The 19,257-nt window shown below is 67.3% G+C and carries 14 protein-coding genes; 3 read left to right on the forward strand and 11 right to left on the reverse strand.

What is annotated here, in order from left to right:
• Positions 1-21: 21 nt before the first annotated feature.
• From FUT88_RS14245 to FUT88_RS14255, 3 genes are read right to left on the reverse strand one after another with little or no spacing between them, the layout of a single operon-like run.
• Complete coding sequence (locus FUT88_RS14245; RefSeq protein ID WP_147216046.1) at positions 22-786, reverse strand: ABC transporter permease subunit; 765 nt, start codon at positions 784-786, stop codon at positions 22-24.
• Positions 783-1,493 carry an amino acid ABC transporter permease gene (locus FUT88_RS14250; RefSeq protein WP_147216066.1) on the reverse strand — a complete coding sequence of 237 codons (711 nt, stop codon included), beginning with the start codon at positions 1,491-1,493 and terminating at the stop codon, positions 783-785. Before FUT88_RS14250 ends, FUT88_RS14245 begins: the two co-directional genes overlap by 4 nt.
• Before the next feature lie 53 nt (positions 1,494-1,546).
• Complete coding sequence (locus FUT88_RS14255) at positions 1,547-2,434, reverse strand: ABC transporter substrate-binding protein (RefSeq protein WP_147216047.1); 888 nt, start codon at positions 2,432-2,434, stop codon at positions 1,547-1,549.
• 315 nt (positions 2,435-2,749) lie between these two features.
• On the opposite strand from FUT88_RS14255, the gene FUT88_RS26740 reads away from it, so the two are divergent.
• The 3 genes from FUT88_RS26740 (at position 2,750) to FUT88_RS14265 (ending at position 5,036) form a co-directional block, all read left to right on the forward strand.
• On the forward strand, positions 2,750-3,049 hold the full coding sequence (locus FUT88_RS26740; RefSeq protein WP_261797161.1) for a histidine kinase N-terminal 7TM domain-containing protein: 300 nt from the start codon (positions 2,750-2,752) through the stop codon (positions 3,047-3,049).
• A complete protein-coding gene (locus FUT88_RS14260; RefSeq protein WP_261797162.1) occupies positions 3,028-4,398 on the forward strand; it encodes a sensor domain-containing diguanylate cyclase in 1,371 nt (456 codons plus the stop codon). The genes FUT88_RS26740 and FUT88_RS14260 overlap by 22 nt, the downstream gene beginning before the upstream one ends.
• Positions 4,399-4,529: 131 nt before the next feature.
• Positions 4,530-5,036 carry an acyl-CoA thioesterase gene (locus tag FUT88_RS14265; protein WP_027679456.1) on the forward strand — a complete coding sequence of 169 codons (507 nt, stop codon included), beginning with the start codon at positions 4,530-4,532 and terminating at the stop codon, positions 5,034-5,036.
• A gap of 19 nt (positions 5,037-5,055) precedes the next feature.
• Here FUT88_RS14265 and FUT88_RS14270 read toward each other — a convergent pair whose 3' ends face one another.
• From FUT88_RS14270 to glgX, 8 genes are all read right to left on the reverse strand, one after another.
• Positions 5,056-6,441 (reverse strand): sensor histidine kinase, encoded by a 1,386-nt coding sequence (locus FUT88_RS14270; protein ID WP_147216049.1) that lies wholly within the window; start codon positions 6,439-6,441, stop codon positions 5,056-5,058.
• Between the two features lie 224 nt (positions 6,442-6,665).
• Positions 6,666-7,418 carry a class I SAM-dependent methyltransferase gene (locus tag FUT88_RS14275; protein ID WP_147216051.1) on the reverse strand — a complete coding sequence of 251 codons (753 nt, stop codon included), beginning with the start codon at positions 7,416-7,418 and terminating at the stop codon, positions 6,666-6,668.
• A gap of 119 nt (positions 7,419-7,537) precedes the next feature.
• Positions 7,538-8,458 carry an amidohydrolase family protein gene (locus tag FUT88_RS14280; protein ID WP_147216053.1) on the reverse strand — a complete coding sequence of 307 codons (921 nt, stop codon included), beginning with the start codon at positions 8,456-8,458 and terminating at the stop codon, positions 7,538-7,540.
• A 55-nt stretch (positions 8,459-8,513) separates the two neighbouring features.
• Positions 8,514-9,761, reverse strand: coding sequence for an MFS transporter (locus FUT88_RS14285; RefSeq protein ID WP_410003882.1), 1,248 nt, complete (start codon positions 9,759-9,761; stop codon positions 8,514-8,516).
• 132 nt (positions 9,762-9,893) lie between these two features.
• Positions 9,894-12,725, reverse strand: coding sequence for a malto-oligosyltrehalose synthase (gene treY / locus FUT88_RS14290; protein WP_147216057.1), 2,832 nt, complete (start codon positions 12,723-12,725; stop codon positions 9,894-9,896).
• Positions 12,722-15,004, reverse strand: coding sequence for a 4-alpha-glucanotransferase (gene malQ / locus FUT88_RS14295; RefSeq protein WP_147216059.1), 2,283 nt, complete (start codon positions 15,002-15,004; stop codon positions 12,722-12,724). Before malQ ends, treY begins: the two co-directional genes overlap by 4 nt.
• A gap of 46 nt (positions 15,005-15,050) precedes the next feature.
• Complete coding sequence (gene treZ, locus FUT88_RS14300; protein WP_147216060.1) at positions 15,051-16,892, reverse strand: malto-oligosyltrehalose trehalohydrolase; 1,842 nt, start codon at positions 16,890-16,892, stop codon at positions 15,051-15,053.
• Positions 16,889-19,189: a glycogen debranching protein GlgX gene (glgX, locus tag FUT88_RS14305; protein WP_147216062.1), complete on the reverse strand. Its 2,301-nt coding sequence runs from the start codon at positions 19,187-19,189 to the stop codon at positions 16,889-16,891. Before glgX ends, treZ begins: the two co-directional genes overlap by 4 nt.
• Positions 19,190-19,257 lie beyond the last annotated feature (68 nt).

Consider the following 19,257-nt stretch of genomic DNA (forward strand, 5'->3'; position numbering starts at 1 on the left):
GTGCCTGAGGCGTGCGCGGGCTTATCGGCGGCCAGGCACGGCGCCGACCGCGCCGGCCGGTGCCGGGCCACGGCGTTCATCCGACAGTGGACGTCGCGTCGAGGCCGCCTGCCCCAGCCATTGCGGTAGCGCCTCGACGCCGGTGCACAGCAGGAAATACAGCACGGCCACCGCGCCGAATACCTCAGCCGGGTAGGCCACGGTGCGGCTGTTGACCTGGCTGGCGGCAGTGGACAATTCCACCACGCCCACGATGTAGGCCAGCGACGTGTCCTTGACCGTCGACACCCACTGGTTGGCCAGCGACGGCAGCATGATGCGCCATGCCTGCGGCAACACGATCGTGAGCAACGCCTGCGCCGGTCGCATGCCCAGCGCGAGCGCCGCGTTGCGCTGTCCCGCACCGACGGCGCGTAGCCCGGCTGCCATGCTCTGTGCAATGTAGGCCGCGCCCACGGCGGCGAGTGCGGTGACCACCGTGGCGGTTTCCGGCACCGCCACACCCAGCGCCATCGGGATCAGGAAATACGCCCAGAACATCAGCATCAGCACCGGAACGGCGCGCAGCGTTGCCAGCAGACCGCGCAGCAGGCGCGCCAGCCAGGCGAGGCCGGGTGCGGCATGGAGCCGGTCCAGCAGCAGCGCGGCACCCACGCCAGCCGCCGTGGCGGCCACGCAGGCCCACAAGGCCATCCAGAGTGTGAGTGCGGCGCCCGCGAGCGGCCCGTTCGGGTACGGGCCCACCAGCAGGTAGCGCAGGTGCAGCAGCAGGGCCTCGATCGTCATGCGGGCGCTCCGGCAGCCGTTGCCGAAGCACGCGCCCATCCGAGTCGCTGCAGCAGCATCGGCGCCGCCCATTGCAGCAGCAGGATCGCGGCGGCATACAGCACCGTCGCCACGGCAAAGGCCTGGAAGGCGAGCAGCGTGTCGGTTTCCACCTGCCGCGCGCTATACGCAAGCTCAGCCAGCCCGATGCCCATGGCGAGCGAGGTGTTCTTGATGGTGTTGGCACATTGCCCCAGCAGCGGCAGCGCCGACACGCGCAGCGCCTGCGGCAGCACCACACGCAGGAAGGCGGCACGCGGCGTGAAGCCCAGCGACAGCGCGGCCTCGCGCTGCCCGCGCGGTACGGCCCGGATGCCGGCGCGCAGCTCTTCGGAGAAGAACGCGCCGGCGTACAGCGCGATGCCGAACGCCGCCGCCACAAATTCGAACGACGGCGCAGGCAACCGCCAGGCACCCACGGCGATGCCGCCCCAGCCGGTGATGGCCCCGACCACGTCTTCGCCCAGCAATTGCGCCGCGCCGAAATACCAGAAGAACAGTTGCACCAATAACGGCGTCTTGCGAAGGAAGGCCACCAGCGCGCGGGCCGGTAAGTGCAGCCACGGCTGAGCACTCGCGCGCAGCGCCGTCAGGAGCAGGCCAATGGCCAGCCCGCCCGCGATGGCAGCCGCCGACACCAGCAGCGTCATCCCGAAGCCCTCCAGCATCCAGCCGAGATAACGCGGCGGCAGGGGCTGGAGGAGTGCCGGCAGGCTCAAGCTCACTTGGTGCTGCCGATGATGAAGTCGCGCGGCAGCGGGGCGGCGCTCTTCGGACCGAACCAGCGGTCATAGATGCGGCCGGCGGTGCCGTCCTTCTCGAGACCCTGCAGGATCTGGTCGATGGTGGCCGTCAGCTTGGTTTCACCCTTCGGCACACCGATGCCCATGTACTCGCGCGTCAGCACGAAAGGCGAGATCTCCAGCTCGCTGCGATTGGGCAGCGTGGCCAGCAGCGCGCCCAGCTTGGCACCGTCCTGCGCAAAAGCCTGGATGGCACCGGTGCGCAGTGCGGTGAGCGCAAGCGGGGAATCGTCATAGGCGATCACGCGCGCGTTGGGATAGCCGTCGCGCAGCGTGGTTTCCTGCGTGGTGCCCTTGTCGACGCCCAGGCGGATGCCGTCTTTCTTCAAATCGTCCGGCTGCTTCAGCACACCCTTCTTGGCGATGAACTGCAGGCCGCTGGCAAAGTACGGCGTGCTGAATTCAATCTGCTTCTTGCGCTCGTCGGTAATGGTGAAGTTGGCGGCCACGATGTCGACCTTGCCGGACGTAAGCAGCGGCACGCGGTTGGCCGGGTTGGTGGCGCGCAGTTCCAGCTTGACGCCCAGCTTGTTGGCGATTTCCTGCGCGTAATCCACATCCAAGCCAACAGGCTGACCGGTCTTGGCATCGGCGTAACCGAACGGCGGATTGGCGTCGAACACGCCCACCCGCAGCACACCCGCCTTCTTGATGTCGTCGAGCTTGTCGGCGTGGGCTTGCGGTGCGTGCAGCACCGCCACCGCGAGCGCCGCCCCGATGACCACCCCCACCGCCTGGCGCGACGATTTTGCCAACGCCTGCGCCAGACCCGGCAACGAGAATGCGCCCGAAACGCTTGCTTGCATGACAACCCCCTGATGATTTTTAGGGGTTCAAGCGTAGGGTGATTGCTGCGCCGCGCAAACGAATTCCTTGGCAGATCGATATACGCGTCCCGGTCGCAACCGGCGCCGCCATGCGCCGCAAAGCCGCCCGGGCCTTCAGTTTTTACATTTCCTGCCGATGAAGGGGGAGGTGATCGGGTGCGCACCACGCAATCATTCACCCGACAACAGTGCCCGATACACTGCAAGAACAACGAACAGACGGGGAATACACGTGGACCAAACGGCTGGCGTCGTCATCCGCCGGCATCGCCATGCGCGCGGGGCGTACCGATCATGCTGATCGCGGCACTGGCCTGCGCTGCGCTCGTCTCGATCGCGCTGATCGGCCTGTCATGGCCGCGCCGTGACGACACGGAAGTCTCCGCTTTCATGCTGTTGGCGATCGGCACCGCGCTGTGGAGCGGCGCGCGTCTCATGGAAGTCGTGACTTTCGACATGCCCGTGCGTGTGGGCTGGGCCAAGGTTGCCTATCTCGGCATCATGATGGTGCCGGCCGCATGGCTGCGTATGGTCGTCGCCTTATACGGCCCGAATTCAATGCACTGCCCCTTGTGCGCGCGGGCTGGGTGCTGACGCTGGTTGTGGCTGCGGTGTTCATCGGACTGGTCGCCACGAATGAACTGCACCACTTGGTATGGGTCGATGCGCGCTTCGTCATCATTGACGGCGTACGGCGCGCCGTGTTCGATCACGGGCAGGTCTTCTGGGTTGGCACCGCCTACAACTACGTGCTGCTGGCCATCAGCCTTGTGCTGCTGGTGCTGCCTCCCGGCGAAGCCGCAAGCGGACTGTACATGTCGTCGCGCACGCAGGTGCGCCTGGCGCTGGTCATCGGGCAACTGCTGCCGCTGGTCGCGCATCTGGCCTATCTGCAGCACTGGACGACGGCGATCGGCGGCGACCTCACCCCCGCCACGTTTGCGGTCAGCACCGCATTGCTCGGCTGGATCGTGTTGCGGCCCCGCCTGCGCGATACCGCCTCCTATGCCCGGGGCAAGATCGCCGATGCCATGCGTGACGGCTGCATCGTGCTGGCCCGCGATGGTTCCATCGCCAGCATCAACGCCGCCGCGCGCTATCTGCTGCCCAGCGCCCAGATGCATGCCATGCCGCCCGCCGTGCTGAACGTGGCGGGCATCTTGCGTGAGTTCGAGCGTACGCGCCTGCCCAACCGCCACCAGGTCTGGATGGCCGACACGGGCCGCACGCTGGAAGTCACCCTGGAAGGCCTGACCGACGCGCGCGGACACCACGCCGGCGCTTTCCTGCTCTTGCGCGACGTGACGGTCGAGCAGTTGCAGCGTGCGGGCATGGCCAGCGCCCAGGATGCGCTGCGTGGCGAACTGCAGCGTACGCAGGCGAAGCTCAGCGTGCTTGAGAACGATGTCAACCGCGACGCGCTCACGCAGCTGTTCAATCGCCGCTTTTTTGAGACGCAGGCCCCGCGGCTGTTCGACCATGCCCGCCGTGACAATCGCCCCGTCACGCTGGCGCTGTTCGACATCGATTGCTTCAAGCAATACAACGACACCTACGGCCACCTGCAAGGCGACGAATGCCTGCGCATGGTGGCCGACACGCTGGGTATGGCGTGCCGTCACCCTGACGATTTCATCGCGCGCGTGGGCGGCGAAGAATTCGTCGCCATGCTGTTCGACCTGAGCCGCGACGACGCACGCCAGGCCGTGGCCCGTGCCGTGGCGATGGTGGCCGAACGGGCCGAGCCGCACGCTGCCTCCATCGCGGCGCCGTACGTCACGCTGTCAGCCGGCGCCGTCACGCTTACGCCCGCCGACGAACCCCTGGACGTGCTGTTCGAATGGGCGGACGCGGCGCTCTACGATGCCAAGCGCAGCGGGCGCAATACATTCCGCTTTCACCAGAGTCCGCCAGGGCTGCGGAGTGTTGCGAGCGGGGAGTAGGCCGCCCGTTCGTAGGGCTACGGCATTGCCTTGTTACGCAACGGCAGGTGCCTCGGAAGAATGGACACATGCGCGGACCACCGCGCATGCGCGGCTGCCGCCAGCAGCCAATTCCATTCTTGGAGTATGCGATGCCGACAGGCCAATCCATTGCCACAGTCGTCGACCACTATCTGCGCAATGCCGAGCTGCCCGAAGCCATTTCTGCGCAGCAGACGTTCCAGCACGCCTTCGATGTCTATCTGAAGGATTCCAACGCCTACGCGAACACGTATTTCGCCCGGTATTTCGAGTGGCAGGGCGTGGTGCGCGAGCGCTGGTTCCACGAATGCATTGACGCAGATCTGCTCATGAGCGGGCGCGTGATCTTCGTGACCAAGCTGGCGCATCAGGAATTCGTTGAAGAGACATTTCCGTTTCAGCGCGTGGAATGCCACCTGAACACATTCCGGGTGCAGCCGTGCTCGTTCTACATGGTGTTCCGGTTTGTTTCAGGCGGGCGGCTGGTGTCGCTGGGGTATCAGCAGGTGGTGTGCGCCAACGCCGAGCGCGTGATTCAGCGCTTGCCGGACCACGTGCGCACGCGCGTGAAGGCGTACGAGCTGGACACGCTGCCGGAGCTGGCGCACGTGTCCTGACGTTCTGAGGGTGTGAGCCTTAGATAGCAGGAGGTTGGGGAAACCGCATGGAGAACAGCGTGTATTCCCCAACCACGGATTCACACTGGATGCGCCCGCCGAATGCCTGCATGACGCGGCGGCAGAACGTCAGCCCCACGCCCGAGCCCTTGCCGACATGCTTGGTGGAGAAGAACGGGTCGAACATGCGGCGCTGCACGCTGGGCGGAATGCCGGTGGCGCTGTCGCGCACGACGAGCACGTAGCTGTCGCCATCCTGGCGGGCGGAGATTTCAATGTGCCCCTTGCGCGCGATCTGGATGGCATGCAGCGCGTTCTTCAGCAGGTTGAACAGCACATAGACGAGCAGCGTGTCGGAGCCCACAAAGCGCCAGTCGGCGTTGAATGCCTCAACGTGCACGCGTTCGCGCTCGCCGGCCTGAAAGGGGTACTGCACCACGGCCGTCTCCACGCATTCGCGCAGCGAGTGGGCCGCAAAGGTGCGCCGGTCGAGGCGCTCCAGCGTGACGGAGGCCAACGCCATTTCGATCACGCTGTGTGCGGACGCGACTTCCGACGTGATGGCGCCCGCCAGTTTGGACAGGCGATCCAGCATGGCCGGATGCTGCGGCGGCTGGCACAGGCCGTTGTCGATGGCGAGCTGATAGCCGCGGTAGACGTCGGGCCACGCGCGGGCGATTTCGGCGGCCTGCAGGCGGATGGTCGTCAGCGGCGTACGCACTTCATGTGCAACGGTGGCGGCCAGTGCATACGGGCGCATCAGGTCGAACTTGACCACGCCCACGGCGATGATGCCCAGGGCAATGGCCAAGGGCAGCACACCCGGCGGGTAGAACGCCATGCCGTAGTTGACCGCGTAGTCGGCCGCCGCCAGTGAAATCAGCCCGACGCCGAACAGGCACGTCAGCAACCGTTTGCGCTTTTCGGCGGTGGCATGCCGCTGCTCGCGGTAGAGCACCCACATGCCGCGCGTGACGAGCGCAACTGTCTGCGCGATATGCACGGCTTCCAGCACGCCCGCCTTCGGATAGAAACCGAAGTGGAACTGATGCACGCCATCGATGACCAGGTTGGTGGTCAACAGCAACGCGATCAACGCAGCGTCCAGCGCATAGGCGGCGAGGAGCCAGTGCCGCTCGCCCGGTGCTTCGGCCACCTCCACGGCAAAGTGATACAGCATGGTCGGCATGACGAGGATGGCGATCCAGCCGAGCTTGGCGAGCACCTGGGCCGTGCCGATGTCATGCGTCTGGAAGAGAAACGCCCAGATGCCCTGCCACAGGCACGTGAGCGTGGTCATGCCGAGAAACGCCAGGCTCGCGCGCGTGCGGCCGCGCGTGGTCACGACGTAGACGCCGTAGAACAGGAAGAGCGACGAGACGAAGGCAGGGAACAGGGCGTACATGGAAATCGGAGGTCGGCGCAGTGGCCGCGCGCCAATGCCGACGGGAGTCGACGGTAACCCGGAAGGCTACCGGCAACCCCGCGTTCGTACACGTGTTCCGATATCACATTTTTTTCATTCAGGATTAAGCGAAACCCTGAAATGGCGTCGCATCGCGGTACCCCTCTAATGGGTGTGACAAAAAGGATGAGGGAGGATGAAGGCGCCCGGTCCGCTCAAACGATTCAGGTCGCCTCGATGAGCATCGCGTCGATCGCAAACGAATGGTCTGGCGCCACGGCAAAGTACGCGCGTGCTTCGTCGGCGGCGCGGTCGAACAGGTCGCGGATGGCATCGGCCCGGACCTGCGGCGTGCGGATGCGGGCGATCCAGTTGTCGAAGGCCATCGTCAGCTTCCAGGTGCGCGGCGTGCCGGGCTTGAAACCGGCCTCGGCCAGCATGACCTGCCATTCAGACACTCGGTAGTCGCGCACGTGCGACGCATCGCGCAGCACCTCGGCGGTTTGCAGCAGCGTGTCGAGCAGCGGCACTTCCGGCGCCACGATATCCACGACCACGAGCGTGCCGCCGGGTTTGAGTACGCGGCGCGCTTCGGCCAGGCCTTTGCGCACGTCGTACCAGTGATGAGCGGAAAACCGTGTGGCAACGATGTCGAACGCGGCATCGTCAAATGGCAGGCGCTCGGCACGGCCGGCTTGCGTGTGCAATTGCGCGAGGCCGCGGCGCGCTGCTTCGACGGCCACCACGCCCAGCATGTCTTCCGACAGGTCGTACGCCACCATGGCGGCCACGTGCGGAGCCATGGCAAAGCTCACGTGCCCGCCGCCGCAGCCCAGATCGAGCACCTTGGCATGGGGCACCGATTGCGCCAGCGCGGCCAGCGCGTCCAGATCGGCGCCCTGTGCGTGCACGGCGCTGGTCAGGTAAGCCTGGGCGACTTGGCCGAATTGCTGGTCGACGAGTCGATGCTGCTGCATGGCTGCTCCTTATGGCGTGTGGGGATGAGGAGCGGCCAGTGTAGGAGCGCGGCCTGCGCGGCGAAATTCGTGATTCGCGAAACGGGGTATCGCGCGAGCGCGTTGCAGCTATTGCGTGGTCAAACGAAGCGGAACAGCTGCGCAGGCGTGTCGACCAGCACCTGCTTGCGGTCCGCTGCGCTCGGTAGCAGCACGCCGGCGAAGGCCCACATCTTGTCGTAGTTGATCTGCGATTCGAACTGCGTGTGCGGCCAGTCGCTGCCCCAGACCAGGCGGTCCAGGCCGAGTGCGTCTTTCAGGCGAGGCATGGCGGCCTGGGCGATGGCTTCGCCGCGTCCGTTGGCACCGTTCCGGTAAGCGCCGGAAATCTTCACCCACACGCGGCGCGAGCGGCCGGCGGCGAGCAATGCGGCGAAGCCGGGGTCGTCCACGCCGAGTGCGGGATCGGGGCGGCCGAAATGATCGACCACCACGTTGACCTGCGCTTCCAGCAGCGGCGGCAGCAGCGCGGGCAGGCGGCGTGCCTCGACGTGCAGTTCCACATGCCAGCCCAGCGCATGCAGGCGTGCCAGCGCGGCTTGCCATACGGGCGATTTCAATTGCGGGTCCGCCGCACCGATCAGGTTCAGGCGGATGCCGACGATGCCCTCGGCGTTCATCTGCGTGAGCAGCGTTTCGGGCGCGGCCGGGTCGATGACAGCCACACCGCGCAAGCGCTGCGGCGCCTGCTTGAGCGCGGCCAGCAGGTAGCTGTTGTCAACGCCCAGGAAACTCGGCTGGATCAACACACCGTGCGACACGCCATGCGCGTCGAGCTGCGCCAGGTAGGCCGGCAGCGGCGCGTCATAGGTGGGGGCATAGCGGCGCGCATTGGCGAGCGGCAAGCCGCGTTCGAACACATGCGCATGCGTATCGATGGCGGTGATGCGGGCAGGGGTGCCGCGCGTGGCGTCCCTGTTGCCGGTGGCGGCGCAGCCGGCAAGGGCGGTGGAACCTAGCATGGCAAGCAATCCGGTGTTGAAGGCGCGGCGAGTGGGCATGGGGTCTCCTGGCGGCGACGGATCGAGTGCGTCGTCATGATGTTGTGATGGGCGTTCAGACCGTGACGGCAGCGAGATCGCGGCCCTTCGTCTCGGGCAGCATCAGCACGGCCACAGCCACGATCGAATACGCGATGGCCGCGTCGATGCCGATAGCCGTGCCCAGCGACATGGAGGCGCTCATCTTGCCCACCAGCACCGGGAACGCGGCAGACACCACGCGGCCGAAGTTGTAGCAAAAGCCGACGCCCGTGCCGCGCACGCCGTGCGGATACAGCTCGTTGAACAGTGCCCCCATGCTGGCGGGAATGCCCGCCGCAAAGAAGCCCAGCGGAAAGCCCAGCACCAGCATCGCGCCATCCGACAGCGGCACCAGCAGATACACCAGCACCGTCACCACACAGCAGCACGAAAACAGCAGGATGTTGCCGCGCCGGCCGAGCACGTCCAGCAGCCATGCGCTGGCCACGCAGCCGCACCAGAAGGCGAAGATGATCACCGCCAGGTAGCCGCCCGTGCCGAGCACAGACAAATGGCGCTCCGTCTTGAGGTACGTCGGCAGCCACGTCATCAGCGCGTAGTAACCGCCGTGTGCGCCCACGCCGAGCAGGCCGCCGATCAGCGTCATGCGCAGCACCTGCGGGCGGAAGATGTCGAGCAGCGGAAAGCGCGAGATCGGCATCGCATTGGCGTTCGCATCCGGCTTGGCGGCCGGTACGGGTTCCTTCACGCCACGGCGGATGTAGATGATGAGCAGCGCCGGCAGCAACCCCGCAGCAAACATCACGCGCCAGGCGAGGTCGGGTTCGATGAAGGAATACGTGAGCGCATACAGCAGCACCGCCGCGCCCCAGCCCACGGCCCATGCGCTCTGCACGGTGCCCATGGCCTTGCCGCGGTGGCTGGCGCGGATGCTCTCGGCCATCAGCACGGCGCCTGCCGCCCATTCGCCGCCAAAGCCGAAGCCCTGGATGGCCTTCAGCACCAGGAACTGCTCGAAGTTCTGTGCGAAGGCCGAGGCGAATGTGGCCAGCGAAAACCACAGCACCGTGATCTGCAGCGTGCGCACGCGGCCGAAGCGGTCCGTCAACGCCCCGGCAATCCAGCCGCCGAGCGCGGACGCCACCAGCGTGACGCCCGACACCAGCCCGGCCTCGGCCTTGCCGATGTGCCACGCTGCGATGATGGTCGGGATGACGAGGCTGAACATCTGCACGTCCAGCGCGTCGAGCGCCCAGCCTCCAAAGCAGGCCCAGAACGTGCGCTTTTCCCCTTTCGAAATCTCTTTGAACCAGCCGAACATGCGGTCTCCTCCGGGTGACGTGAGCGGCGTGTTCATCACGCATTGCTCTAGTCATCTATATGAATAGAGGAATTCTAGGGCGCAGCAGGAGACGGTGCAGTCGGTGTTAACCCGAGCGGAGGAAATCGGCGATCAGCTGTGCAGCAGGGCGACCGGCAGGTGCGCCAGCACTTGGCCGAGCGCCAGCCGCGGACTCTGCAGCGTCTGGCCGTCGAATGCGCTGTGCAGCGGGGTGTGGGAGAGCGCCGGCGGCAGGCAGACGGTGGTGTCCCGCCATGCGCCGTCCGCGAACGTTGGCGTGGGGGCGTGGCCCAGCAGCGCGGAGGCATGCAGCGGCACGATCGCTACGATCGCGTCGGCGCCATACGTGCGCGCAAACGCCAACACATGCCGTGCGCCGCTGCCGGTCACGGCCAGCGGTTGGTAATCGCCCGATTCGAACACCGCTGGCAGTGCGGCGCGCAAGGCGAGCGCACGTGCCAGCACGGCTTGCTTGATGCGGCCGTCGGTCCAGTGGCCGAGCAGCGACGCGAGGCTATGGCCGGCGTGCGCATGCAATGCCCGCAATGCGCGGTGGCGCGCAGCGTAATCGACCGGCCGGCGGTTATCGGGATCGACGAGGCTCGTGTCCCAGAAATCGGCGCCCTGATACAGGTCGGGCACGCCGGGCAGCGTGGTGCGCAGCAAGGTCTGCGCGAGGCTGTTGACCGCCGCGGCCGGGGCCACGCTTTGCACGAAGGCCGAGAGAGAAGGCAGGAACGTTGGAGAAGCCTCGCCCGTCAGCAGCGTCAAGACGAAATCGCGGCTGGCGGCTTCGTACTCCGCATCGGGTGCGAACCAGTCGGTGCGCAGCTTGGCTTCGCGCTGGGCTTTTTCCTGCCACTGCGCGACGCGCTCTGCCAGCTCGCGCACGGCATCGGCGTCATGCCAGTCCAGATCCGCAGGCCAGATCCCGACCAGCGTTTGATACAGCATCCACTGCGCGGCGGGCGAGGGGGCGGGGCCGGTCTGCAGATGGCGAATCCATGCGGCGTGTTCCGTACGCCATTGATGTGCGGCGGCCAACCATTGCGCGGGCCGTTCCGACAGCACGGCCAGCCGCGCGCGCACGTCTTCACCGCGCTTGTGGTCGTGCGTGGCGGTGGTCAGCATCGCGTGCGGCCAGGTAAGGGCGCGCGTTTGCATGGCGTGATGGAACGCGTTGGCGCTCATCGAGAACTCGCCCGGGTCCGCGCCGACCTCGTTGCGTGACAGCAGCCGCCCGTAGCGGTAGCACGCCGTGTCTTCCACCGCCTTGGCCGCCACCGGCGACGACAACTGCTGGCACCGCCGCAACGCGAGCTGGCGCAGCTTGTCTTGGCCGGCCGGCTGCCCGCCGAGCCAGGCGTCGAGCCAGCCGAGCACGGGCTGGTCGATGCGGCGCAGGCAGGCCGCTGCCCCCGACGTGGCGCTTTGCAGGATGGCCGAATCTTGCGCATCGCGTTGCTGCGCATTCGCATAGGTGCGATACACCGGAAAGTGGACGATCACCTCAGCAAGCGCGCGACGGATGGCGTGCCACGTCACGTCGTGGCTGCTGCGCTCCTGTTGTGCCACTGCATGTAGCGCAGATGTGGCCGCATCGAGTTCCGCCGCAAAGTGCGCATGCAGAACCTGGCGACGTGCGGGTACAGCCGTGGCCGAGAACGGCGCTTCAGCCACCGGTGCGCCGATCCACTCCAGCCAGCCCTGCGTGAGCGCGGTCTCGCCGTGTGCATCGTGCAACAGGGCGCCCACCTGGTTCATGAAGTCGTAGCCGCTGGTGCCGTCCACGCCCCAGTCGGTGCGCATCGCTTCATCGGGGGCGAGGATCTTTTCGACGACGATCCACGGGTGACTCGTGAGCCGGTCAGCAGGACGCGCAGCGTGCTCCGCTTGCAGACGGCGGCGTAGCTGGCGGCAGTAGGCGGCCGGGTCGGCCAGGCCATCAACGTGGTCGATGCGCACACCGTCGATCCAGCCCAGACGGTAGAGCCGGAACAGCAGCGCGTGCGTCGCTTCAAAGACTTCGGCGCGCTCCATGCGCAGGCCGGCCAGCGAGCCGATGTCGAAGAAGCGGCGCCAGTTGATCTCGTCGTTGGCGGTGCACCAGTGAGCCAGGCGCCAGTGCTGGCGCGCCATCAGCGCATCGAGCTGATCGGGTTGCGCGTTGAGCGTGCATACGGCCTCGGCGATGTGTGCGGCGCCGGCTTGTGTCGTGGCGAGGTTGCGCAGCGCGTCGCGCGCTTCGGCGGCACGTTCGCGGCGCGTGCGCAATGAGCGATGGGTAGCGAGCGCGGCAAAGCGGTCTGCCACCGCATGCGTGGCGGTGTCGGCATTGCCGGCGCGAAGCAGCGTGGCGTAGTCGGCCAGCGCAATCGGGAAGCGGTGGTCGTAGTACGCAATGGCCAGTCGCGCGGCTGCGTCGTCGTAGGCCAGTTGCAGTCGGCCGCCGGCCAGCGCGTCGGCGTAGCTTTCACCCAGGAAGGGCGCCAGCACCTTGTTGCGCAGCGCCGGGCTGGGTGGCTGCCATTCGATATCAAAAAAGTTGGCGTATGCGCTGTCAGGCCCGGATTCGAGCACGTCCAGCCACCACGCGTTGTGTGCGCCGCCCACGCCCATGTGGTTCGGCACGATATCGACGATGAGCCCCATGCCGCGCGCATGCAGTGCATCCACCAGCCGTTCGAGCGCAGGTTCGCCGCCCAGCTCGGGGTTCACATGTGTGGGGTCGACAACGTCATAGCCGTGTGTGGAGCCCGGTTGCGCCGTGGTGATGGGCGACGTGTACAGATGCGAGATGCCGAGCGCGGCGAAGTCGTCCAGCAACGCGCGCGCATGGTCGAAGGTGAAGTCGCGGTGCAGTTGCAGGCGCACCGTGGCGCGCGGCACGCGTTGAAGGGTAACGGGCGCGGGGGTTGTGAGGGGTGTGGTCGGTTCGCTCATGACATGCCGATGCGCGCGTTAGTCAGCGCTGACAGGCGCGCCTGGACCGTGGGCGCGTCGAGCAGCGTCGGGGCGGGCGCCGGCAGGCGGCGGCGCCAGTTCGGGTGTGTGTCGATCGTGCTCGGCAGGTTCGGCTGCTCGACAAGCCCCAGCAGGTCTTCCAGCGGCACCAGCGCCAGCGGCGTGTTGGCGGCGCCCGTGAACACCGTGGCCGCCGTGGCAAAGTCCTGCGCGCTGGCTTGCAGGATGACGTCGGCTTGCGCGGGGTTGGCGACACGCGCCTGCTCCAGCGCAGCCTGCAGCGGCGCCACGCCGATCATCGGCACCCCGCCATCGGCCAGCACCAGCCGGTTGTGCTCGGCAAAGGCGGCGACGAGCGCAGCGCGATCGTCCATGCGGCGCGCGTGCGCCTCGCTCTCGCTCATGCCGGCGGGCAGCAGGCCGAGCTGGGCTTGCCAGCGCAGATCGTTGCCGATCCACCAGCCGACGAGCGTGGGCAGATCGTGCGTGCTCGTCATCGCGACGGACGCCGGCGCCCACGTGCGCGGTGCCTTGAAGGGCGCATCGTCGCGCGTGTATTCACGCTCGAACCAGAGGATGCGCATGCCGAGCAGGCCGTCGTCGGCGAGCTTGTCTCGCAGACCCGCGGGCACGGTGCCAAGATCTTCGCCGATGACGATGCAGCGGTTGCGCCACGATTCCAGCGCCACCAGTCGCAGCAGATCCTGCATCGGGTAGCGCAGGTACACGCCGTCGAGCGGCCGTGCACCATCCGGAATGACCCACAGCCGCATGAGCCCGAGCACGTGGTCGATGCGCACGCCGCCGGGCACGGCCATCACCGCCCGCAGCATCTCGATGAAGGCCGAGAAGCCCTGCGTGCGCATGGCGCGCGGGCTGAAGGTCGTCAGCCCCCAGCCTTGGCCCTGCGCGTTGAACACATCGGGCGGCGCCCCCACCGTCACGCCGATCAGCAAGTCGCGCTGCCGGGCCCATGCGTGGCTGCCCGCGCTGTCGGTGCCCACAGCCAGGTCGGCGATGAGGCCGATGGCCATGCCGGCGCTTTCCGCGGTGCGCTGCGCGATGGCCCACTGGCGGGCGGCCGCCCATTGCAGGAAGAGGTGGAAGTTCACCGCGTCCTCATGCTCGCGTGCGAAGGCCTGTACGCCCAGGTAGCTCGGATCCTGATATTGCGCGGGCCACTGCTTCCAATGCGCAGGCCCAAGGTGCGCATTCAGCGCTTCAAAGTGTGCGTGGTCGCGCAGGCTGGCGCCGCCATCGATGCAGTACGCGCGGAAATCGTTCAGAAGCCGCTGGGCGACGGCGTCCCCGAGCGGCGCCTGCAGCAGGCGGTGATGCAACGCGCGCAGCACCGTCATGCGCGCGTTCCCGCTGGCCGGCCAGTCGATGAGCGGTGCAGCCTCCAGCCGGGCATAGTCTGCGACGAGGTTGCAGTCGACCACGGCTTGCCGCACGGCTTCGTCTCCGAAGAGCGCGGCGGGGTCGATCATCCATGCGTTCAGGAACAGGCGGCTCGACGGCGAATACGGCGAATAGCGACGCGCGTCTGCCGTGAACATGGCATGCACGGGGCTGAGCGCCAGTGCATCCGCACCGCGCTGTGCAAGGTGGCGCGCCAGCGTGCCCGCCGCGGTGTAGTCGCCCAGGCCCGCGCTGCTGGCGGCGCGTTCGGCCTCGCATCGCATGCCATAGAGCTGCGCGGAGGCGCCCCACACGCGGGTGTCGGCTGGGCGATCGTGCTGGCGCAGCGCGTCGGCCACGCCATAGCAACGCGCTGGGGCGATGGCGAGCGTGGCTTCGATCACGGCGCCCGGTCCGGCGTCGATGGTCAGGCGGTGGTAGCCCACGGCATGCACCGCCCCCAGGCGCAGCGTTGCATGGTGCTCGCTTGCGCTGACGCAGATCTTGCCCTCGGCGCTGCCGTCCTTTTCCAAGTCGACCCGATAGGGCTGACCGTCCAGCAACGCGGCCTGCGGCGCCGAGGTCTGCAGCACGATCGGCTGTCCGACCACGCCGGTCACAAGCGGGGGGATGGCCACCGCTTCGGCTTCCGCACGCAGGCGCGCCTGGCTTTCCGACACCTGGGCCGGCGTGCCGGCAGGCAGGCCCAGCGTGCGCAGCACGGCGCGCAGCACGTCGTCGGTCACGCGCATGGGGCGGCTGGCAGCGTCTTCCCAGTCGACCAGCAGGCCGGCATCGGTGGCCAGTTGCTGAAGCGGCGTGCGCTGCGTGCCGGAGGCGTTGCTGGTGCGGTCCATGGTGCGTTGGTGGGTTGGTGTGTTGGTGCGTTGCGGTTGTCCGATGTCAGGTGGACGACGGCGTGTGCAGTAAGGCCACGCAGGCGCGCCCCGGCAGGCGATGCGCGATGAGCGCGGCGGCGGCGCCCTCGTGCGATTCGTGCAGCAGATCGGCAGGGCTTCCGGCCAGCACCGTAGGCACCGCCACGGCTTGATCGGACAGATTCACCATCAGCGTGAGCACGCTGCCATCGCCCATGCGCCAGCGGGCCAGGGCGCCGGCGTGGCCCAGTGCAACCGCATCGAGCGCGCGTGCATTGGGCAGGCGCGGGATGATCTCTGCGTGACGCAGCGCCAGCAGGCGGTGCATGCGGTTCAGTGTGTTGAGCTGTCCCGGTTCGGCCAGGTTCGCCTCGCCGGGGCAGGAGGCGAGGTAGGTGATTTCATCGTTCGGGTCCGGAATGCGCTCGCGCTGGTGCTGATCGGCAAACGCCGCGAACTTCGCAAACTCCCTGCGCCGGCCTTCCCGCACGGCTTCGGCCAGCATGCCGTGGTGGCTGGTGAAGTACTGGAACGGGCATGTGCTGCCCCATTCCTCCCCCATGAACAGCATCGGGATCTGCGGGCTCAGCAGCAACAGCACCTGCGCGGCGTGCAACGCATCGGGGTGGGCGAGCTGCGTGAGGCGTTCGCCAAAGGCGCGGTTGCCGATCTGGTCGTGGTTCTGCAGGAACAGGACGAACGCGGTGGGCGGCAAGTGCGCGCTCGGTTCGCCGCGCGGCGCGTTTTCGTGGATGGGCGACGGCTCGCCCTGGTAGCAGAAGCCGTCCTGCAGCACGCGCGCCAGGCGCTGCGCGGGCGCATCGGCATAGGCGGCGTAATAGGCCTCACGTTCGCCAGTCAGCAGCACGTGCAGCACGTTGTGGCCGTCGTCGTTCCACTGCGCATCGAAGTCGCCATGGGTATCGCCATCGCGCAGCAGCGACGCGGCGTTCTGCTCGTTCTCCAGCACCAGATGCACATGCCGGCCAGGCTCGGCCGACAGCCGTACGCGGGCGGCGAGTTCGCCCAGCCAATCGCGCTCGGTGATGGCGTGCACGGCGTCGAGCCGCAGGCCGTCAAAGCGATATTCCATCAGCCACATCAGCGCGTTCTGGATAAAGAACTCGCGCACCTGCGGCATGCGGAAATCGATGGCGGCGCCCCAGGGCGTATGCACATCGTCGCGGAAGAAGCTGCGCGCGTAGTGGTGCAGGTAGTTGCCGTCGGGCCCGAAGTGGTTGTAGACCACATCGAGAAACACCATCATGCCGAGCCCGTGCGCGGTGTCGATCAACGCCTTGAGGTCGTCCGGCGTGCCGTAGCTGGCGTCAGGCGCAAAGGGCAGTACGCCGTCATAGCCCCAGTTGCGCGCGCCCGGAAACTCCGCCACCGGCATCAGCTCGATGGCCGTGATGCCCAGCCGCGCCAGTTCCGGCAGCCGCCCGCGCACACCCTTGAAGCCGCCCAGCGCGCCGACGTGCAGTTCGTACAGCACCGTCTCGTGCCAGGGCCGGCCCTGCCAATCGGCGTGCTGCCAGCGGTAGCGCTGCGGATCGACGACGAGGCTCGGACCGGGAATGTCCTGCCATTGCGCGCGTGCGGCCGGGTCTGGCACCGACAGCGTCACGCCGTCGCGGTTGGTGATGCGGTACCGATAGCACGTGCCGGCACTCACGGGCGCGACCGCTGCGTACCAGCCGTCGGGTTCGGCATCCATGCGGATGGCCCCGTCGCCCCGCGCATCGTCAAGGTCGATCCAGGCGGCGGTCGCGTCCGGTGCCCACAGCCGGAAGCGGGTGTTGCCGTCAGCCAGGACGGTGGCGCCGAACGGCATGTCGTGTGCAAACCGGGGGGCGGGTGCGGTCATCGCGTGGCGTCTCCATTGTCATCGCTGGCTGCTTGGCCGGCGGTCGGGGCGGTGCGCTCGTCGTCGGTCGCAGGTTGTTCGGGCCTGTCGTTCTGTGGTGCGCTCTGTGGTGCGTTTTGTGTATCGGGAACCTGCCCGAGGGTTTCGCCGCTGGCGTCTGCGTCCGGCTGCCCCGCAATCTGCGCGATCGTGGCGAGCTGCGTGGCCAGCAGCAGCACAACGCTGCGCCCCGCCACTTTCAGCGTGCCGTCGCTGTGCGGCCGAGCGTCTTCGTCGGGCGCTGCGCTGTCGATGGCGAGCAGCCAGTCCATGGCCGGCTCGGGCAGCGTGAAGGTCAGGTCCGTCGCCGCACCGTTGATCAGCAGTAGCGCCACATGCGGGCGCGCCTCTGCGTCGACGGTCTCGATGCAGGCGCGGCGCACCGCCAACGCCCGCGCCTCGCTGTCGTTCCACGCGTCGGGCGAGAGCACCTGGCCGCGCTCGTCGAACCAGGCGATGTCCGGCACGCCCGGCAGGATCTCGGTGTTGCCGTGCACGTAATGCGGCCAGCGCAGCGCGGGGCTTGCCTTGCGCAGCGCGATCAGCCGCGCCGTATAGCGGGCGAGCGCCTGCCCGGGGTCTTTCTGCAGCAATGACCAATCGAGCCACGACAAGGCGTTGTCCTGGCAATAGGCGTTGTTGTTGCCGTCTTGCGTGCGGCCAAACTCGTCGCCCGCCAGCAGCATCGGCGTGCCGTTGGAAAAGAACACCGTGGCCAGCAGCGCACGCGTCACGCGTTCGCGCAGGGCCTGGATGGCGGGGTCCTGGGTGGGGCCCTCGGTGCCCCAGTTGGCGCTGCAGTTGTCGTTGTGGCCGTCGCGGTTGTCTTCGCCGTTGGCTTCGTTGTGCTTGTCGGCGTAACTGACCAGATCGTGCAGCGTGAAACCGTCGTGCGACGCCACGTAGTTGACCGACGCCCACGGCCGGCGGTGGCGGCGATCGAACAGGTCGCCGCTGCCCGTCAGGCGTGCAGCGAGGTCTGGGCGCTGGCCCGAGTCACCGCGCCAGAAGCGGCGGATGCCATCGCGAAAGCGGTCGTTCCATTCCGCAAAACCCGGCGGGTGGTTGCCGACCTGGTAGCCGTCAGGGCCCACGTCCCAAGGTTCGGAGATCAGCTTCACGGTGGAAAGCACGGGGTCTTGCCGTATGGCATCGAAGAAGCCCGAGCCCTGGTCGAAGCCGTTGCCCTCGCGCCCGAGCGTGACGCCCAGGTCAAAGCGGAAGCCATCCACGTGGAATGCGTTGACCCAGTAGCGCAGCGAATCCATCACCATCTGCAGCACGCGCGGGTGCGACAGGTTCAGCGTGTTGCCGCAGCCCGTGTCGTTGATGTAGTAACGCTCCTGGCCCGGCACGAGGCGGTAGTAGCTCGCGTTGTCCAGCCCGCGGAACGACAGCGTCGGCCCCAGTTCGCTGCCTTCGCACGTGTGGTTGTAAACCACGTCGAGCAGCACCTCGATGCCCGCCGCATGCAGCCGCCGGATCGCCACCTTCAGCTCATGCAGCGATGGCGCGGAGAGGTACGACGGCTCCGGCGCGAAGAAGCACAGCGTGTTGTAGCCCCAGTAATTGCGCAAGCCGCGCTCCACCAGAAACTGATCCTGCAGGAAGGCATGGATGGGCAGCAGTTCGATGGCGGTGATGCCCAGCCGCTGCAGGTGGTCGATGAAGACGCTGTCGCCGAGGGCGCTGAACGTGCCGCGCTCCGGGGGCAGCAGGTCTTCGCGCAGCATCGACATCCCGCGAACGTGGCCCTCGTAGATCACCGTGCGTGACCACGGCGTGTTGGGGCGGACGTCGTTGCCCCAGTTGAACGACTCGTCGGTGACGACGGCCTTGGGCATGGCCGGGGCGCTGTCGCGGCGGTCGAACGAAAGGTCCCCACGGTTGGAATTGAGCCGATAGCCGAACAGCGCATCGGACCAGCGCAGCGAGCCCACCAGCCGGCGGGCATAGGGGTCGAGCAGCAGCTTGTGGGGGTTGAAGCGGTGGCCGTGCTGCGGCTCCCATGGGCCGTAGGCACGGTAGCCGTAGACGAGGCCGGCTTCGACCCCGGGCAGGTAGCCGTGCCAGACCTCGTCGGTGCATTCGGGCAGGGCGAAGCGGGTCAGTTCCTTGCGGCCGGTGGGGTCGAACATGCAGAGTTCGATCTTGCTGGCGTTGGCCGAGAAGACGGCGAAGTTGATGCCCAGGCCGTCCCATTGGGCGCCTAGGGGGAAGGGTTTGCCGGGGGAGAGGGTTTTGGGGAAGCGGAGCATTAGAGGCTGTTTCGTTGTGCGTCTTTTTGGCTTGGTGGTGCATCCCTGTTTCGTACCCTGCCGGGCAC

It is taken from the genome of Ralstonia sp. TCR112, assembly GCF_007997035.1.
In the GTDB taxonomy this organism is placed as follows: domain Bacteria; phylum Pseudomonadota; class Gammaproteobacteria; order Burkholderiales; family Burkholderiaceae; genus Ralstonia; species Ralstonia edaphi.

What these genes read in the sequence shown, in the direction of transcription:
- FUT88_RS14245 (WP_147216046.1), bottom strand. Translation starts at nt 786, where the DNA reads ATGACGATCGAGGCCCTGCTGCTGCACCTGCGCTACCTGCTGGTGGGC.
- glgX (WP_147216062.1), bottom strand. Translation starts at nt 19,189, where the DNA reads ATGCTCCGCTTCCCCAAAACCCTCTCCCCCGGCAAACCCTTCCCCCTA.
- FUT88_RS14275 (WP_147216051.1), bottom strand. Translation starts at nt 7,418, where the DNA reads ATGCAGCAGCATCGACTCGTCGACCAGCAATTCGGCCAAGTCGCCCAG.
- FUT88_RS14285 (WP_410003882.1), bottom strand. Translation starts at nt 9,761, where the DNA reads ATGTTCGGCTGGTTCAAAGAGATTTCGAAAGGGGAAAAGCGCACGTTC.
- treY (WP_147216057.1), bottom strand. Translation starts at nt 12,725, where the DNA reads ATGAGCGAACCGACCACACCCCTCACAACCCCCGCGCCCGTTACCCTT.
- malQ (WP_147216059.1), bottom strand. Translation starts at nt 15,004, where the DNA reads ATGGACCGCACCAGCAACGCCTCCGGCACGCAGCGCACGCCGCTTCAG.
- FUT88_RS14280 (WP_147216053.1), bottom strand. Translation starts at nt 8,458, where the DNA reads ATGCCCACTCGCCGCGCCTTCAACACCGGATTGCTTGCCATGCTAGGT.
- FUT88_RS14255 (WP_147216047.1), bottom strand. Translation starts at nt 2,434, where the DNA reads ATGCAAGCAAGCGTTTCGGGCGCATTCTCGTTGCCGGGTCTGGCGCAG.
- treZ (WP_147216060.1), bottom strand. Translation starts at nt 16,892, where the DNA reads ATGACCGCACCCGCCCCCCGGTTTGCACACGACATGCCGTTCGGCGCC.
- FUT88_RS14250 (WP_147216066.1), bottom strand. Translation starts at nt 1,493, where the DNA reads ATGCTGGAGGGCTTCGGGATGACGCTGCTGGTGTCGGCGGCTGCCATC.
- FUT88_RS14270 (WP_147216049.1), bottom strand. Translation starts at nt 6,441, where the DNA reads ATGTACGCCCTGTTCCCTGCCTTCGTCTCGTCGCTCTTCCTGTTCTAC.
- FUT88_RS14265 (WP_027679456.1), top strand. Translation starts at nt 4,530, where the DNA reads ATGCCGACAGGCCAATCCATTGCCACAGTCGTCGACCACTATCTGCGC.
- FUT88_RS26740 (WP_261797161.1), top strand. Translation starts at nt 2,750, where the DNA reads ATGCTGATCGCGGCACTGGCCTGCGCTGCGCTCGTCTCGATCGCGCTG.